We start from the raw sequence: 16,262 nt of genomic DNA on the forward strand, positions 1-16,262 counted from the left end.
GCTTTCGATACAGGCCCTAGGGGGAAACCGTGGCGCTGAAGCCCGAGCCGACCGCGCCGTTCCACTCGGTGCAATATGTCTTGCGTGTCCTGGAGACGATCTCGAAGCACGGTGGCGGTGTCACCGACGTCCAGATCGCACGCGAGACGGGTCTGCCGACCGGCCACCTGGCTCCCATGCTGTCGATGCTGCGCCGCGAGGGCTATGTGGAGCAGGTCGCGGACGGCGCCTATGTGATCGGCGACTCTCTGATCCTTCTCGGCTCAGGGGTCACCCGCCAGCAGGCGCTGGAGGCGAAGATCCAGGAGACGCTCACCGAGCTGCGGGACTCGGTCGGTGCCGCGGTCTACATCAGCCGGTACATCGACGGCGAGGTCAAGATCACGCAGTACGCCGACGGTCCACGCGCCCCCAAGGTCAACGAGTGGGTCGACTTCCGCTCGGCCGCACACGCCAGCGCGGTCGGCAAATGCCTGCTGACCCAGCTGGACCGGAACGGCCGGCGTGACCACCTCTCCCGCCACAAGATCGCCCGCCTCACCTCGCGGACGATCACCAGCGAGAAGCTGCTCTTCTCCAAGCTGGACAGCCAGCCCCCGACGGTCCCGATCCTGGACCTCCAGGAGTACGCGGTGGGCACGGTCTGCGCCGCGGTCCCGCTTACGGCGGGCTCGGCGGTGGGATGCCTGGCGCTCTCGCTCCCGATCGAGCATGCCCACCGGCTGCGCGCGGCGGCGGACACGCTGAACCGCAAGGCGGCCCCGGTGGTGCTGTCGCTGGCGATCTAGCCGGGCGTCGGCGGGTGTCACGAGCACCGCTGCGGACCAGGTAGTATTTTCGAGTCGGCAGGCGCCGCTAGCTCAGTTGGTTAGAGCAGCTGACTCTTAATCAGCGGGTCCGGGGTTCGAGTCCCTGGCGGCGCACAGACGGGAAAAGCCCCTCGCGGGAGCGAGGGGCTTTTTCGTGCGCCTGCCGCGCTTGCCACGGCGGCCCCGGCCAGAGCCGCCGCGCCGAGCCGAGCCGTAAGAGTCCCGCCACGGTCATCGTCCTGGCATCGCCCTACAGCTCTCCATCTGTCAGAACTGGACGTCCGAGCAGGCGTAGAAGGCGTTCCCCGTGTCATGCACGGTCCACACCGCCAGGATCAGATGCCTCCCCGAACGCTGCGGGAGATTGCCGGAGTGGGACAGGGTTTCCGGCGGCTGGTTGCCGCCGTACGGGACGGTCAGGAACGGCTGCGACTCGAGCGCCGCCCTGGTCAGCGGCTGGTTGGGATTCCAGCCGCTCTTGGTGATGAAGTACTTGAAGTCGGTCGTCCGGTGCCTGGCCGTGAAGCGCCAGCTGAACGTGTAGTTCTGGCCCGACGAGACCTTGGTGGTGGGCCATGCCCCGCCGCGCGGATCGTCGAGCTGCGCGAACTGGCCGAGGCCGCCCGCGCAGATCCTTCCGTCAGCGGGACCCGCGCCCGGGAAGCCCTTGGGGCCCTCGACGCTCTGCGGTTCCCACTGGATGGGGCCGCAGTTGGTGACCGTACCTTTGGCACAGAGCTTCTGGCGGCTGATGGGGGACTCGGTGTAGCCGTGGCTGGTGGCGCTGCCGCTGGCGAGCACGGTGGTGCCCGCCACGACGAGGCCGACCACGGCCGCACTTATCTTCTTGCGCATGCTTCGCTCCAGGAGAACGTGGGGGTGTTCTGTGAGCCGTGCTGCACGCGTGCCTGTTGTGCGGGAGTACTCATTCCGGTCTAGACCAAGTCCCAATGTATTGACGCGAGTTCACCATGTCCAGACCAATAGCTATCCCTCCGCGGCCCCGGAGCGCCCGGTGCAGAAGGCGACGGTGAGGTCCCTGACCAGAGCCTTGCGCTCGTAGTCGTCGAGCTCGACGAGCCCGCGCGCGGTCAGCCGGTTCACCGTGTCGTCCACCGCGTCCACCACCGAGGTGAGCACGCTGTCCCGCTGCTTGGCGTCGATCGCCGCGATCCGCCGGCGCTGCATCGCGGACGCCACCTCCGGCCCGTACTCGATCACCGTCGGCTGCGCCGAGAAGACCTCGATCCCCGCCGGCACACACTCCGCCCACACCATCCGGGTCAGTGCGTCACCGAGCGCCTCGGCGTCGCGCAGCGTGGGCGTCCCCCCGGCGGAGCCAGGGGGAACGTCCTCGTGAAGCGCGTCGGCCGGCAGCTGCGAGACCACCCGCGCCATCGCCGCCTCGACCTGCTGGTTCAGATAGGCCTCGTGGTCCTCGACGCCGAGCACCGCCCGGGCGGTGTCCTCGACCCGCCACACCACGACCACGACGACGCGCAGCGCGGTGCCGTCCGCGTCGGTGACGGGCATCGGATCGCTGCGCCAGTGCCGCAGCCTTACGTCGACCCGGCGGCGCAGCATCAGCGGGCTCACCCACACCAGTCCGCTGCGCCGCACGGTCCCGCCGTAGTCGCCGCAGAGGGTGAGCACCCAGGCGTATCCGACGTGGCCGCGCCCGAGCCCGCCGAAGGCGAAGAGCGCGAGCATCACGCCGAGCGTGAGCAGACACCACAGGCCGATCCCGATGCCGTGGTACGGGTACGAGGTCAGCCCGAGCATCCTGGTCAGCCGGCCGGGCAGCGCCCCGGCACCCCACAGCAGCGCGCCGATCCCGGCGAGCGAACACGCCCCGGCGACCGCCCCGGTCCAGCCGGGCAGCGCGGGCGCGGCCCGCTCAGCCAGGTAGGGGTCGGCCGGCGGAGCGGACCGCTGCGGGAGGGGGCGGGCCGGCGCGGGTCTGCGGACCCCGATCTTCGGCTGCTCGCCGGTGCCCTGCCGCCGCGCCACGACGGCGGGGCGCAGGGCGACGGGCTGGGAGTCGTCGTCACGGAAGAGGAGATGCACCGGGATTTCGGTCGTCACCTCCTGGGCGATGACGGGGGTGCGCCGCGGGATGTCGGACGGCGCGCCGCCGTCCGGTTCCGACGTCGTGGGGTTCACTGCGATTCACCTCGCGAGAGTGGTCTGTTCAGCTCCGCCGGCCTGCTTTCGGCCGGGGGTCCGGCTGCTGCCTCCGGCGTTCGTTCCGTCATGCCGTCGCTCCGTGGATCCGTCATGCCGACGAGCGCCCCCGGGGCGCCGGGGGCTCAGGCGAAGAGCCGCCGCCAGGTCTCGGGCCCGGGAAAGCCGTCGGCCGCGCCGCCGCGCCAGCCCTGGGCCCGCTGGAATGCCTCGACATTGCGCCGGTCCTCCTCGCTCCAGCCCGGCACGGGGGTCGATGTGTAGTACTTGCCGAAGCCGCGCTTCACCAGCTGCCGGCCGAGCTGGGTGACGTACTCGTTGGACTGGCCGGGCCTGAAGAACTCGCGCCCCGGATACTTCGGCGCCGCCGCCCCAGTGGCGCCGGGAGCAGCCGCCCTCGTGCCGCTGGAAGCGGCCGCGGCCGGGATGTTCCCGCCCTGCTGGGCCGCCAGCCGCCGCCAGGTCTCCGGTCCCGGCAGCCCGTCCGCCTCCTTGCCGCTCCAGCCCTGGGCTAGCTGGAAGGCCCGGGTGGCCAGCCGGTGCGACTCGCCCCACTGCTGCACGGGCCCCGTGGGGCGGAAATGCTCACTGACGTGCGCGGCGAGCATCTCGGCGAGCTGGGCGATGTACGCGTTACTCGCTCCGGGGCCGAAGGCGGTCAGACCCGGATAGGTGCCGGCGGACGCCAATGCGCTCGCGGCGGCTGCGGCGGCGGTCCCACTCGCGGCTTCGGTGGCAGACCCGGTCGCGGTGGCAGACCCGGTCGCGGTTGCGGTCGTGCTCTCGGTGTCGCTCGTGGTGAGGCCCTTGTAGCGGTAGGGCAGATACCGGTCGGCGTTGGTCCAGTACCCCGTGGGCGTGGCCTGTTTACGGGTGTGCGGCTTCGTCTGCTCGTACGCGATGTAGTAGTCGTGCGTGTAGTCGGTCCAGCCGCCGAAGATCGTGACGTGCGAACCCTTGGTCGGATTGTCCGGGTTGTGGAAGAGCAGGATGTCGCCGGGCTGCAGCTCCTCGCGCGTGATCCTGGTGGCGAATGACGCGAGGCTGCCGGTCCACTCGTTGCCGGCCAGATTCCAGGCCATCGAGACATAGCCCGAGCAGTCCTGGCGGTACCCGTCGGACCAGTACTTCTCCATGCTGTACGGGACCTTGGCGGTCACCCATCGCTTGGCGCGGTTGATGATCTGGGCCCGGGTCATCTTGCGGAGCTGAGTGGGCGCCGTGCCCTGCGTGCCCGCGGAACCGGCAAGCGGCCCGCCGTGCAGCGGCTCGGCGCCTCCCTGCTCGGTGGCCGGCTCCGGGTCGGCGGCGCCGGGCGTGGGCGCGACGGCAGCCCCGGAAGCGGCGGTGGACGCGGGCGCAACGTTGTCGGCGGTCGTGCGCGCCGGGACAGTGGCCTCGGAAGCGGTGGTGCGCGCGGCCGGGGACTCGGCCGTCGTTGGAACGGGGGCCGGCGTGTCGGCGATGGCGTGCGGGCGCGCGTGCCCCGCCGGAAGGCCGGCCGCGGCGGCCACGCCCGTCCCCCCGCCACCGAGCACCATGCCCGCCGCTGTGAACAGAACGAGCGCGCGGCGGCAGCCGTGCGCCGTGGGGTGCCCTCCGGCGGCAAGAGCCCGTCGCTGCTGGGCGCACCCGGCGCAGTCGCAGTCGGCGGCAGGCTCGAACTCCTCGAATACCGGCACGGTCATGCGTAAACCCTTCGCAGTAATATCCCAACTGTCCCGTCTTGGCACATTTTGACGTTATGAAGGTAATAAAAGAGGATCCGACAGGCCGGAACGATCAGATAATGGTCAGGAGCACGCGTCGCCGTCCGGTAAACTTCTCCAGGTCAGCAGGCGCCGCTAGCTCAGTTGGTTAGAGCAGCTGACTCTTAATCAGCGGGTCCGGGGTTCGAGTCCCTGGCGGCGCACGCAGAGCCGAGGCCCCCTCACCACAGGTGAGGGGGCCTCGGCCGTTTCCGCGGTGATTTCCGCCCGCCGCCCCGCACTCCCGCACACCCCTTCGGCAAGGGTCTGGTAAATCGCTCTTTTGACCGATTACGTCCCCGTTTCACCCTTGCGGTCACAGCGGGGGTCGGAGAACCTGTCTGGGGGCCAATGCCACCAATAGGGCATCCGTTACGCGCAGTTGGGGGTGTTTGTGAACTACGCGGAATCGCTGCAACCGGCAGCGATGCGTTCCGTGTCTGTAGGGATGCCGGCCCGCAACTGATGCGTCCGCGGCAGCGGCTCCAGGGGGACCGCGGCCAGGACGGACCGACCGACCACATCACACGCAGACAGCATGCGTGCGGGGGGATGACTCATGACGTCGACGCGACGTGGCGCCCGGCAGGCCGACAACCCTTCCCTGACGGTTCAACTCCCGATACCCGCGCATCTGCGCACCGGCGGCCACCGGCCGCGCCCCGAGAAGGCGCTGTCCCGGTACGACTACGAGCATTACAGTCGGCTCGCCGGACCTCTCACCAAGCCCGACCCGGCCAAGCCGTACACCGTCCAGTACCGCTCGCTGCTCTCGCAGGAGCCCCACCGCATCCGGGCCGCACTGCTGCTCTGCGCGGCACCGCTGGTGTCACTGGGCCTGTTCGCCTGGCTGATGCAGCCCCAGCACTGGACCGAGCGCGACCCGAACCTCAAGAACGACACACTGCTCGTCCTCGACATCGTCATGCTCGTCTCGATCGGCCTGATCGAGCTCTTCCGCACCATGAACGTCCTGTCCAACGCGCACGCGACGCTCGTCGCGCGTGACCCCGTCCCTGTGGTGCCCGAGACCGGCACCAAGGTCGCCTTCCTCACCTCCTTCGTACCGGGCAAGGAGCCCCTGGAGATGGTGACAAGGACCCTGGAGGCGGCCGTCAAGCTCCGGCACCGCGGGCTGATGCACGTCTGGCTGCTCGACGAGGGCGACGACCCCGACGTCAAGGCGGTCTGCGCGCGCCTCGGCGTCCACCACTTCTCCCGCAAGGGTGTCCCGCACTGGAACCAGGCCAAGGGCGCGCACCGGGCCAGGACCAAGCACGGCAACTACAACGCCTGGCTCCAGGCGCACGGCGCCGACTACGACTTCTTCGCCTCCGTCGACACCGACCATGTCCCGCTGCCCAACTACCTGGAGCGGATGCTCGGTTACTTCCGCGACCCGGACGTGGGCTTCGTCATCGGCCCGCAGGTGTACGGCAATTACGACACGTTCGTCACCAAGGCCGCCGAGTCGCAGCAGTTCCTCTTCCACGCCCTGATCCAGCGCGCGGGCAACCGGTACGGCGCGCCCATGTTCGTCGGCACCTCCAACGCCGTGCGGATCAAGGCGATCAAGCAGATCGGCGGTCTGTACGACTCGATCACCGAGGACATGGCCACCGGCTTCGAGATGCACCGCGCCCGCAACCCCGAGTCCGGCAACAAGTGGCGCTCGGTCTACACCCCGGACGTGCTCGCCGTCGGCGAGGGGCCGACCGCCTGGACCGACTTCTTCACCCAGCAGCTGCGCTGGTCCCGCGGTACGTACGAGACGATCATCAAGCAGTACTGGAAGGGCTTCTACTCGCTGCCGCCGGGCAAGCTCTTCAACTACACGATGATGATCATCTTCTATCCGATGTCGGCCCTCAACTGGATCCTGGCCGCGCTGAGTTGCGCGCTGTTCCTGGGCGTGGGCGCCTCGGGTGTGCAGATCGACCCGGTGATCTGGATGATGCTGTACGGCAACGCCTCGGCCCTCCAGATCGGCCTCTACGTCTGGAACCGCCGCCACAATGTCTCGCCGCACGAGCCCGAGGGCTCCGGCGGACTCGCGGGCATGATGATGTCCGCGCTCTCGGCGCCGGTCTACGCACGCTCGCTGCTGGACGCCGTACTGCGCCGCAAGAGCTCGTTCGTCGTGACACCCAAGGGCGACTCGTCCAGTCCGGACACCCTCTTCGGCACCTTCCGGATCCACCTCTTCTTCATGCTCGTCTTCGGCGGATCGCTCGGCTCCTCCTTCTGCTTCGGCCACGACCATCCGGCGATGATCACCTGGGCCACGCTGGCGCTGCTGATCACGGCGGCGCCCATCGTCGCCTGGCGGCACGGCATCCGCGCGGAGAAGCGCGGCGAGCGGGAGGCCGACAGGCCGCCGCCGGCCGGCCACCCCCAGGCCCATGTGCCGCAGCAGCGGCAGGGCGACGCTGCCGAACGGACCATGCAGACCGCCCTTGGGGGACTCAAGAAGTGAACTCCTACCCTCCCAGCCGCCGCCGCGCCCGCCGCGTCGCGACAGTCGCGGCGGTGGTGGCGGCGCTGACCGCGTTCAACGGGCCCGCGATGTGGCGGTTCGGCTCGGAGAAGTACCACGACTTCAAGATCAACCAGCCGGACTACAAGGCCTCGAACGGCCATTGGGACTATCTCGACGTCCCCTCCGAGTACCGGATCAACACCATCCACGCGGCCCTGCTGCACACCGGCAAGGTGCTGCTGATCGCCGGATCGGGCAACGACCAGGAGAACTTCGACGCGAAGAAGTTCGAGTCGGTGCTGTGGGACCCGGAGACCGATGAGTTCAAGAAGATCCCCACGCCGAAGGACATGTTCTGCGCCGGGCACACCCAGTTGCCCGACGGGAAGCTCCTCGTCGCGGGCGGCACCAAGCGGTACGAGAAGCTCAAGGGCGATGTGACCAAGGCCGGCGGCCTGATGATCGTCCACAACGAGAATCCGGACGAGCCCAGGACACTGCCCGCGGGCACCAGGTTCACCGGCAAGAAGAACGGCAGGACCTTTGTCTCAAGGGACCCCGTCCTGGTGGAGAAGGCGAAGAAGATCTTCGACAGGAACACCGGCAGGTTCCTGCGGACGAAGGCGGGGCTCGGCCGGATCTACGTCGAGGCCGAGCAGTCGGGCAAGGAGTACGAGACCGGCACCGAGGACAACTACCGGGTGCAGGGCCTGAAGGGCTCCGACGCCCGCAATGTCTACGGCATCGCGCAGAAGCTCGCGCTCGACAAGAAGGACTTCCAGGGCATCAAGGAGGCTTACGAGTTCGACCCGGTGGCGGAGAAGTACATCACCGTCGACCCGATGAACGAGGCCCGCTGGTATCCCACGCTGACCACCCTCAAGGACGGCAAGGTCCTCTCGCTCTCCGGCCTCGACGAGATCGGGCAGATCGTCCCCGGCAAAGACGAGATCTACGACCCGAGGACCAGGACCTGGAAGTACACCGGGATCATCCGGAAGTTCCCCACCTACCCGGCGATCTTCCTGATGGACAACGGCAAGCTCTTCTACTCCGGCTCCAACGCCGGATACGGACCGGCCGACGTAGGCCGTGAGCCCGGTGTCTGGGACCTGACGACGAACAAGTTCGACAAGATCCCCGGGCTGAGCGACCCCGACAGGATGGAGACCTCCGCGACGGTCATGCTGCCGCCCGCCCAGGACCAGCGGTTCATGGTCATCGGCGGCGGCGGGGTCGGCGAATCCGAGAAGTCCAGCGAGAAGTCCCGTCTGGTGGACCTCAGGGAGAACAATCCCCGCTTCAGGGACGGCGCTTCGCTGCAGCAAGGCACCCGCTATCCGAGCGCCTCGCTGCTGCCGGACGACTCCGTCCTGGTCACCGGAGGCTCGTCGGACTACCGGGGGCGCGGCGGTTCCAACGTCCTCCAGGCGCGTACGTACGACCCGAGGTCCGGCACGTACAAACGGGTGGCCGACCCCCGGGTGGGGCGCAACTATCACTCGGGCTCGGTGCTGCTCCCGGACGGCCGCGTCATGATCTTCGGCTCGGACTCGCTGTTCGCGGACGACGCCGACACCAAGCCGGGCGTCTTCGAGCAGCGCATCGAGATCTACACCCCGCCGTATCGCTACCGGGGCTCCAGGCCCGAGGTGAGCGGCGGCCCGAAGTCGATCGGGCGCGGGGAGAGCGGCACGTTCAAGGTGAGGACGGGCGGCGCGGTGAAGTCGGCCAAGCTGCTGCGGCCGAGCGCCGTCACGCATGTCACCGACACCGATCAGCGCTCCGTCGCGCTCGGCATGAGGAGGACGGCGGACGGCATCCGGGTCACTGTGCCGGAGAACCGGGCGCTGGTGCCGTCCGGCTGGTACATGCTCTTCGTGACGGACGACAAGGGGACTCCGTCCGAGGGTGTCTGGGTCGAGGTCCCCTAGAACGTTGGGTCGGACAGTGTCAACGTCGGCCCCGCACGGCGACTGAGGAAGCGGGTCCGGGGCCGAGCCAACCCGAGCCCCGCCGGCGATTGAGGCGCGGGGTCCGGGGCGGAGCCCCGGGGGCCCGCCGCAGGCGCCCCCCAACCGCCGTGCACCGTCTCCTACTTCGTGGCGCGGGCCAGCCCCAGCGCGTACTCGGGCCACCACTCCCCCGCCCGCGGACCACCCCGGCACTCCCCGTCCGACTCCCCCGGCCGCTTGACCCACAGATACGCGTCGACCAGCGGGGCACCCGTCTGAGTGGTCGGCGCCTCGCCGAGCGCGCGGCCCGGCGGATTGCACCAGTTCTCCTTCGGATCGCCGCCGGTGTACGGGCCGTTGCCGTTGCGGCTGGTGTCGATGACGAAGTGCTTGCCGCCGACCTTCGCGGAGAGCTTCTGCCCGAACTCCTTGCTCGCGGCGGTCGGATAGAAGTTGGAGACATTGACGGCGAAGCCGTCCGCCTTGTCGATGCCCGCCCGCCGGAGCGGATCGAAGAGCGCGTCGGGCTGGGACCAGCCGGCATTCCCCGCGTCCAGGTACACCTTGGTGTTCGGCTGCCGCTTCAGCCGCTCAACAGCGCCCTTGAGCAGGTCGAACCGCTCCTCGTGGAACTCCTGCGGGGTGCAGGAGTCCACCAGATGCAACACCGCGTCCGGCTCCAGGATCACCGTGGCCCGCCTGTCGCCGATGCCCGCCGCGACCTGGTCGACCCAGGCACGATAGGCGTTGCCGTCGGCCGCGCCGCCCTTGGAGAACTGTCCGCAGTCGCGGTGCGGGATGTTGTAGAGCACCAACAGCGCGTCCCGGTCGGCCTTGGCGGCCGCCTCGGTGTAGCCCTTGGCCTCTGCCCGGGGATTGTCCGGGCCGATCCACTCGCCGACCGGCCGATCGGCGATCTTCTTGATCAGTTCGGCGTTCTTGTCGTCGCCGTCCTTGCGGTAGGCGGCGGCCTGCCTGGCGGCGTTGCCCTCGGGATTGACCCAGTACGGATCATCCCCCCCGGGCTGTCGGCTCACCGCTGGTTTCTCGTCCTTGCCGTCGTCGGATGAACAACCGGCGAGCAACAGCACCGCGCCCGCCGCGACCGCCCCCGCCCTGGCACGTCGGCCGGACCAACTGCCGTACATCCACTCCCCCTTGCAGCCGGACAAGTCAGGTCGAATCCATCGTGGCACACACTGACGGACGGTCACGAGCCTCTCCGGGAGCACCGTGGACAGGCTGTGACAGCGCGCCGGGCGGGGCTGTGGAAGAGGGCGGACGGGAGCGGACCGGACGGAAGGCGACGACTTCGCGACATGGCGTCACTCATCCTCTGGGCCCGGCCCGTTCGCGGCTCTAGAGTGTCCGGCAAACCGCCCCGCCCCCGGCGGGACCGCAACCGGATCTTCCCGCACCTCCCGCGCCGGCGTCGGGCTTCTCCCGCAGCCCGAGCACCCGCGGTTGAGGACCCGGCCCGGCCGGCGGCTCCGGGGGGAGCATGTCGTCGGCCGGGTCAGGTTGCGGACAGCGCCCCTGCGACGACGCACAACACCCGCTAGTCCTTGGTGACTCCGGTCAGGTAGGCGGACACGACCACATTGGCGGTGTACGCGCGGGCCGCACGGTCGAAGGTGCCGCCGCAGGTGATCAGCCGCAGCTCCGCGCGCCCGTCCTCGCGCGGGCCGTAGACCTTCTGCGGGTCGAACCGGTCCCGGCCGATGACCTGGACATCGTCGATGGTGAACTCGGCGACCGAGCCGTCGGCCCTGGTCACCAGGACCTTCTCGCCCGGCCGGGCCGCGCTCAGCGCGTAGAACACGGCCGGCTTCGTCTCGGTGTCGACATGGCCCACCAGCAGCGCCGTGCCCGCCGCGCCCGGCTGCGTACCCCTGTCGTACCAGCCGACCGCATGCGGCATGGTGTACGGCGGCGGATCCACGGCGCCCGTGGCGTCCAGGGCGCGGGGGACGACCGGAGCGTTGATCCCTATCGACGGGATGTCCACCTGGTCCGGCTTCACCGGGGCCAGCGGATCATGGGCGGGCGGCAGCTCCACGCCCAGCGGCCGGCCGACCGCGGCCACGTCGCCGGTGGTGGGTGCGGAGCTTCCGCCGGGGCCGGTCATCCCGCGGCCCCAGAGCCAGAGCGCGAGCAGGAGTACCGCCCAGGCCACTCCGGTGAGCAGCCGGCCGGACCCCGCCGGGCGATCAGTGGAGGGCATGTCAGTCCGAATCCGATCGGCGCCGCCGTGAGCTGCGGAAAGCCACGGCGACCGCTGCCACGCCCGCGAGGACCAGGCCGATCACGGCGTGCGGGATGCTGGGGCCGGCATCGGCCGAGTGCGCCGGACCATCGGCCGCGAGGGCGGCCGTACCGCCGCCGCCCGCGCGGACCGGGGCGTAGGGCGTCGAGTCGTCGGCCGGCTCGTACGGCTCCTCCGCGGCCTCGTCCGACTCGTCCGTCGAATGGTCCGACTGCTCCGTCGGATGGTCCGGCCGCTTGGTCGAATGATCAGGCCGATCCGCCGGGCGGTCCGCCCGCTTGGTGGGCTGCTCCGGACGCTCCGGCCGCTTCTTCGGCTCCTCCGCCCGCTTCGTCGGCTGGTCCGGCCGCTCCGCCGGACGCTCCGCCCGCTTCTTCGGCTCCTCCGCCCGCTTCTTCGGCTCCTCCGGACGCTTGGTCGGCTCCTCCGGACGCTTGGTCGCCTGGTCCGGGCGCTCCGCCCGCTTCGTCGGCTGGTCCGGCCGCTTGGTCGCCTGGTCCGGGCGCTCCGCCGGACGTTCCGCCCGCTTCGTCGGCTCCTCCGTCGGCTGGGAGCTGACGACCTGGACTCGGGCCGATCCCGCGTGCTCTCGGCCGTCACAGGTGACACCGATGTCGTACGTACCGGGCTTCACGGAAGTCTTCACGGTCGTCTCGCCGAACAACTGGGTGCCCGCGCCATTGCGGCTCGCGAGCGCGGCGTTCGCGACGAACCCCTGGGACCTGGCGCCCCCGGTCATGCCCGTGCAGCCCGAGACGCGGACCTCCACCTCGCCGCCGGGCGCGACCGTGGCCGGGACGACCGTGACCTTCACGGAGTCGGCGGCATACGCGGCCGTGGCAGCGGGCGCCAGGACGAGTACGACAGCCACCCCTGCGGCACGGAGAGTGATGAAGCCTGAACTCATCGTGAACCTCCTGATACGGAAAGATTCACGCGTCCGGGCCGTTTTCGCATCCGCAGGAGCGGTTCAGTAGTCCGATCGGGCCCTCTGACGTGCTCAGATGCGGTCGACGAGATCCGCGATCGAGTCGACGACGGTGGAGGGCCGGAAGGGATGCCGGTCGATGTCGTCGGGGCCGGTGAGCCCGGTGAGCACCAGGAAGGTCTCCATACCCGCTTCCAGTCCGGCCAGGACGTCGGTGTCCATCCGGTCGCCGATCATCGCGCTGGTCTCGGAGTGCGCGCCGATGGCGTTCAGCCCGGTCCGCATCATCAGAGGGTTCGGCTTCCCCGCGAAGTACGGTTCCCTGCCGGTCGCCTTGGTGATCAGCGCGGCGACCGAGCCGGTGGCGGGCAGCGGGCCCTCGGCGGAGGGGCCGGTCTCGTCGGGGTTGGTGCAGATGAACCGGGCCCCGGCGTTGATCAGCCGGATCGCCTTGGTGAGCGCCTCGAAGCTGTACGTACGGGTCTCGCCGAGGACCACATAGTCCGGGTCGAGGTCGGTCAGGACGTAGCCGATGTCGTGCAGCGCCGTGGTCAGACCCGCCTCGCCGATGACGTACGCCGTGCCGCCGGGACGCTGGTCGTCCAGGAACTGCGCGGTGGCGAGCGCCGAGGTCCAGATGTTCTGCACCGGCACGTCCAGACCCATCCGGGCCAGCCGTGCGTGCAGGTCACGAGCGGTGTAAATGGAGTTGTTGGTCAGCACCAGGAACGGCTTCTCGGTCTCCCGCAGCCTCTTGATGAAGGCGTCGGCGCCCGGGATCGGCACGCCCTCGTGGATCAGGACACCATCCATGTCGGTGAGCCAGGATTCGATCGGCTTGCGCTCTGCCATCAGATGGACTCCTGCCATACGCAGTGTGCTGGGGACGCCGGAGGCACGGCTCTGTGGGTCTCCGGCGTCCCCAGCCTAGTCAGGCTGCGCTGATCTTGACCCCGTCGGTGACGGGACCGGGTCAGCTGCCCGTCGCGGACTTCCAGGCTTCGACGTACGACTGGAGGTTGGTGTCGATGTCCTTCCAGTCCGGCTCGAAGACCTCGACGCCCTCGATCAGCTTGGCCAGCTCGATGGCGTTGGCGTCGGTGGCCTTGACGTCCGTACGGGCGGAGAAGCCGCCGCCGACCGCGCTGACCTGCTTCTGGGCCTTCTCGCTGAGCATGTAGTCGAGCAGCTTCCTGCCGTTCTCGGTGTGCGGGGCCTTGTTGACGAGCCCCGCGGCGTACGGCAGCGCGAAGGTGGTGGGCTTGCCGCCGTCCTTCGCCGGGAACCAGATGCCGAGGTTGGGCATGGACTTGGACTGCGCGAAGTTCATCTGCACGTCACCGTTGGCGACCAGGATCTCGCCCTTGTCGACCTTGGGCGCGAGCTTGGAGGTGGAGGGGGACGGGCCGACATTGTTGGCCTGGAGCTTCTTCAGATAGGCCATCGCCGGCTCCTTGCCGCCGAAGTCGTGCATGGCCTTGATGACGACGGCGGTGCCGTCGCCCGCGACACCGGGCGTGGAGTACTGCAGCTTGTCCTTGTACTTCGCGTCCAGCAGCTCCTCCCAGGTCCGGGGAGCCGTCTTCAGCTCCTTCTTGTTGTAGACGAAGCCGAAGTAGTTGTTGACGACAGAGGTCCACTTGCCGTCACCGGACTTGTCGGCGCCGTTGACCTTGTCGGCGCCCTGGGGCTCGTACGACTGGAGCAGCCCCTTGGAGTCGGCCTGCTGGATGAAGGGCGGGAGGGTGACGAGCACATCGGCCTGGGTGTTGGACTTCTCGCGGACGGCGCGCTGCACCATCTCGCCGGAGCCGCCCTCCACGTACTTCACCTTGATGCCGGTCTCCTTCTCGAAGTCCTTGAAGAGCTGGTCGTACCAGCCGTCGCCGTTCTCGCCCTTGAGGCCGTCGGCGCTGTAGACGGTGACGACCTTCTCGTCGGAGGCGGCGGAGGAGCCGCCGCAGGCGGTGAGGGACGCGGCGAGGACGAGGCTGCCGGTGACGGCGGCGATCGGCTTGAGGTAGCTGGACATGGCGTTGTGCACTCCCAGAGGTGATCAGCGGTAAGAGGCTTTGGTGCGGATACGGGACACGGCGAGGAGCACGAGCAGCGTCGTGCCCATCAGGACGACCGCGACGGCCGAGCCGGTGAACAAGGACCCGCGGTCGGTGGCGGTGAAGATCTGCACCGGCAGCGGCATCCAGTCAGGGGGATAGAGCATCATCGTGGCGCTCAACTCGCCCATGGACAGGGCGAAGCAGAGCCCGGCGGCCGCGTTCAGGGACGGCAGCAGGAGCGGGAGCCTCACCCGGAACAGGACGTACGAGGGGCGGGCGCCGAGGCTCGCCGCCGCCTGCTCGTACATCGGGTCGAGTCGGACGATGGCAGCGGCGACCGACTGGTGGGCGAACGCCGTGACAAGAACGGTGTGCGCCAGGATCACGATCCAGCGGGTGCCGTTGAGCAGCATCGGCGGCTTGGAGAAGGCGACGAGGATCGCCAGGCCGACGACGACCGAGGGGACGGCGACGGGCAGCATGAACAGCGCGTCGAGCGCGCGGCGGCCGCGTTTTTTGAGCGAGGCGGCCGCGAGGGCGGCCCAGCTGCCGACGGTGAGGGCGAGCAGGCTGGCGGTGACGGCGGTGATCAGACTGGTGGTGAGGGCCTGCAGGGACTCGCCGCGTACCGCCGCGCTGTAGTGCTCGGCGGTCGGTCCGGAGGGGAAGGCGCCGGACCAGTTCGTCGAGAACGACGCCGTGACGATGACGAGGAGCGGCAGCGCGAAGAGCGGCAGGAAGAGGACGAAGAAGAGTGCCCAGACGGTCCACTTCCCCTTGCGGCTATGCACCAACACGGCGGCTCACCATCCGGTAGAGGCTGTAGAGACCCACGGAGATCGCGATGTTGACGACGGCGACGACGCAGGCGGCCGGGTAGTCGGACTCGAGGATCGCCTTGCCGTAGACGAGCATCGGCAGGGTGGTGACGCCCTTGGCCCCGGTGAACAGGACGATGCCGAACTCGTTGAGGCACATGACGAGGACGAGGCTGCCGCCGGCGGCGAGGGCGGGCAGCGCCTCGGGCAGGATCACCCGCCGCACGATCCGGGCGGGCCGCGCGCCGAGCGAGGAGGCGACCTCGATCTGGGCGGTGTCGAGCTGTGAGAAGGCGGCGAGGAGGGGGCGCATCACGAAGGGCGTGAAGTACGTGATCTCCGCGAGGAGTACGCCCCAGGGGGTGGTGAGGAAGTGGAACGGGCCTTCGGCCGCGCCGGTGACGTCCGTCCACACGCCGTTGGCCATCCCGACGGTGCCGTAGATGAACAGCAGGGCGAGCGTGATCAGGAAGGAGGGGAAGGAGAGGAAGACGTCGATGAACTTGGCGACGGCCTTGCCGCCGGGGAACGGCACGAAGGCGATGACGAGGGCGAGCGTGAACCCGAGGACAAGACAACCGACGGTGGACCCGACGGCGAGCCAGACAGTGGTGGTCAGGGCGTCCCGGAAGGCCTCGGAGGCGAAGACGCCGGCGTAGGCGCCGGGGGCGAGGGACTCCTGGACGACGAGGGCGAGCGGATAGAGAAAGACGAGCCCGAGGACGGCGACGGGGGGAAGAGCCCAGACGAAGCGGGGCACGTGAGGGCCACGCGGGTGGACGTGCGCCCGCCCGACGGGCGGCGGGTCGCCGAGGACGGCCCCCGGCCGCTCGGGGGTGTGTGTGCCGCCGACGGTCGCCGGCGGCGAGACAGTCACGGCGTCCGGTTGCTCCGGGGGCCGGGAGCCACCGGCCGTCGGGGCACCGCCAACGACGGTCTCCGGCCGCCCCGGGGGCCGCAGGCCACCGGCAGACGAAGACGACGAGCCCGGGCTACCGGCAGTCGTCGACGACAAGGA

At 69.5% G+C, this 16,262-nt stretch carries 13 protein-coding genes and 2 tRNA genes; 5 read left to right on the forward strand and 10 right to left on the reverse strand.

Annotated elements, in window-relative coordinates:
• The first annotated feature begins 29 nt into the window (after nucleotides 1–29).
• Nucleotides 30–788: an IclR family transcriptional regulator gene (locus tag J7E87_RS09150; RefSeq protein ID WP_215091920.1), complete on the forward strand. Its 759-nt coding sequence runs from the start codon at nucleotides 30–32 to the stop codon at nucleotides 786–788.
• 61 nt (nucleotides 789–849) lie between these two features.
• Nucleotides 850–923, forward strand: a tRNA-Lys gene (locus tag J7E87_RS09155).
• A 153-nt stretch (nucleotides 924–1,076) separates the two neighbouring features.
• On the opposite strand, the gene J7E87_RS09160 is transcribed toward J7E87_RS09155, so the two are convergent.
• The 3 genes from J7E87_RS09160 to J7E87_RS09170 all read right to left on the reverse strand — a co-directional run bounded on the left by J7E87_RS09160 (nucleotide 1,077) and on the right by J7E87_RS09170 (nucleotide 4,681).
• Nucleotides 1,077–1,664: a lytic polysaccharide monooxygenase gene (locus tag J7E87_RS09160; protein WP_215091921.1), complete on the reverse strand. Its 588-nt coding sequence runs from the start codon at nucleotides 1,662–1,664 to the stop codon at nucleotides 1,077–1,079.
• A 132-nt stretch (nucleotides 1,665–1,796) separates the two neighbouring features.
• Entirely contained in the window at nucleotides 1,797–2,972 is a 1,176-nt protein-coding gene (locus J7E87_RS36100) for an SPFH domain-containing protein (protein WP_215091923.1), read from the reverse strand.
• 146 nt (nucleotides 2,973–3,118) lie between these two features.
• Nucleotides 3,119–4,681, reverse strand: a complete 1,563-nt coding sequence (locus tag J7E87_RS09170) for a peptidoglycan-binding protein (protein WP_215091925.1) — start codon at nucleotides 4,679–4,681, stop codon at nucleotides 3,119–3,121.
• Nucleotides 4,682–4,831: 150 nt separating this feature from the next.
• Between J7E87_RS09170 and J7E87_RS09175 the strand changes: the two genes are divergently transcribed.
• From J7E87_RS09175 to J7E87_RS09185, 3 genes are all read left to right on the forward strand, one after another.
• Nucleotides 4,832–4,905: transfer RNA gene (locus J7E87_RS09175), tRNA-Lys, on the forward strand.
• A 395-nt stretch (nucleotides 4,906–5,300) separates the two neighbouring features.
• A complete protein-coding gene (locus tag J7E87_RS09180; RefSeq protein WP_215091928.1) occupies nucleotides 5,301–7,217 on the forward strand; it encodes a glycosyltransferase family 2 protein in 1,917 nt (638 codons plus the stop codon).
• A complete protein-coding gene (locus tag J7E87_RS09185; RefSeq protein ID WP_215091930.1) occupies nucleotides 7,214–9,154 on the forward strand; it encodes a kelch motif-containing protein in 1,941 nt (646 codons plus the stop codon). The genes J7E87_RS09180 and J7E87_RS09185 overlap by 4 nt, the downstream gene beginning before the upstream one ends.
• Nucleotides 9,155–9,315: 161 nt before the next feature.
• Here the strand turns inward: J7E87_RS09185 and J7E87_RS09190 are convergent, their stop codons facing one another.
• The 7 genes from J7E87_RS09190 to J7E87_RS09220 form a co-directional block, all read right to left on the reverse strand.
• Nucleotides 9,316–10,323, reverse strand: a complete 1,008-nt coding sequence (locus J7E87_RS09190; RefSeq protein ID WP_215092135.1) for a glycoside hydrolase family 6 protein — start codon at nucleotides 10,321–10,323, stop codon at nucleotides 9,316–9,318.
• Nucleotides 10,324–10,733: 410 nt separating this feature from the next.
• Nucleotides 10,734–11,399 carry a class F sortase gene (locus J7E87_RS09195; RefSeq protein WP_215091931.1) on the reverse strand — a complete coding sequence of 222 codons (666 nt, stop codon included), beginning with the start codon at nucleotides 11,397–11,399 and terminating at the stop codon, nucleotides 10,734–10,736.
• Nucleotide 11,400: 1 nt separating this feature from the next.
• Nucleotides 11,401–12,348, reverse strand: a complete 948-nt coding sequence (locus tag J7E87_RS36410) for a hypothetical protein (RefSeq protein ID WP_374195154.1) — start codon at nucleotides 12,346–12,348, stop codon at nucleotides 11,401–11,403.
• A gap of 93 nt (nucleotides 12,349–12,441) precedes the next feature.
• Complete coding sequence (locus tag J7E87_RS09205) at nucleotides 12,442–13,221, reverse strand: HAD-IIA family hydrolase (protein ID WP_215091933.1); 780 nt, start codon at nucleotides 13,219–13,221, stop codon at nucleotides 12,442–12,444.
• Between the two features lie 121 nt (nucleotides 13,222–13,342).
• Complete coding sequence (locus J7E87_RS09210) at nucleotides 13,343–14,401, reverse strand: 2-aminoethylphosphonate ABC transporter substrate-binding protein (RefSeq protein WP_215091935.1); 1,059 nt, start codon at nucleotides 14,399–14,401, stop codon at nucleotides 13,343–13,345.
• 24 nt (nucleotides 14,402–14,425) lie between these two features.
• Nucleotides 14,426–15,223: an ABC transporter permease gene (locus tag J7E87_RS09215; RefSeq protein WP_215091937.1), complete on the reverse strand. Its 798-nt coding sequence runs from the start codon at nucleotides 15,221–15,223 to the stop codon at nucleotides 14,426–14,428.
• Nucleotides 15,210–16,121 (reverse strand): 2-aminoethylphosphonate ABC transporter permease subunit, encoded by a 912-nt coding sequence (locus J7E87_RS09220; protein WP_374195155.1) that lies wholly within the window; start codon nucleotides 16,119–16,121, stop codon nucleotides 15,210–15,212. The genes J7E87_RS09215 and J7E87_RS09220 overlap by 14 nt, the downstream gene beginning before the upstream one ends.
• Between the last annotated feature and the right edge of the window lie 141 nt (nucleotides 16,122–16,262).

The sequence above is a fragment of the Streptomyces sp. ISL-1 genome (assembly GCF_018614585.1).
Classification (GTDB): Bacteria; Actinomycetota; Actinomycetes; order Streptomycetales; family Streptomycetaceae; genus Streptomyces; species Streptomyces maoxianensis.

Coding starts and splice junctions, on each gene's coding strand:
- J7E87_RS09170 (WP_215091925.1), bottom strand. CDS start 4,681: ATGACCGTGCCGGTATTCGAGGAGTTCGAGCCTGCCGCCGACTGCGAC.
- J7E87_RS09205 (WP_215091933.1), bottom strand. CDS start 13,221: ATGGCAGAGCGCAAGCCGATCGAATCCTGGCTCACCGACATGGATGGT.
- J7E87_RS09195 (WP_215091931.1), bottom strand. CDS start 11,399: ATGCCCTCCACTGATCGCCCGGCGGGGTCCGGCCGGCTGCTCACCGGA.
- J7E87_RS09180 (WP_215091928.1), top strand. CDS start 5,301: ATGACGTCGACGCGACGTGGCGCCCGGCAGGCCGACAACCCTTCCCTG.
- J7E87_RS09210 (WP_215091935.1), bottom strand. CDS start 14,401: ATGTCCAGCTACCTCAAGCCGATCGCCGCCGTCACCGGCAGCCTCGTC.
- J7E87_RS09190 (WP_215092135.1), bottom strand. CDS start 10,323: ATGTACGGCAGTTGGTCCGGCCGACGTGCCAGGGCGGGGGCGGTCGCG.
- J7E87_RS36410 (WP_374195154.1), bottom strand. CDS start 12,348: ATGAGTTCAGGCTTCATCACTCTCCGTGCCGCAGGGGTGGCTGTCGTA.
- J7E87_RS09160 (WP_215091921.1), bottom strand. CDS start 1,664: ATGCGCAAGAAGATAAGTGCGGCCGTGGTCGGCCTCGTCGTGGCGGGC.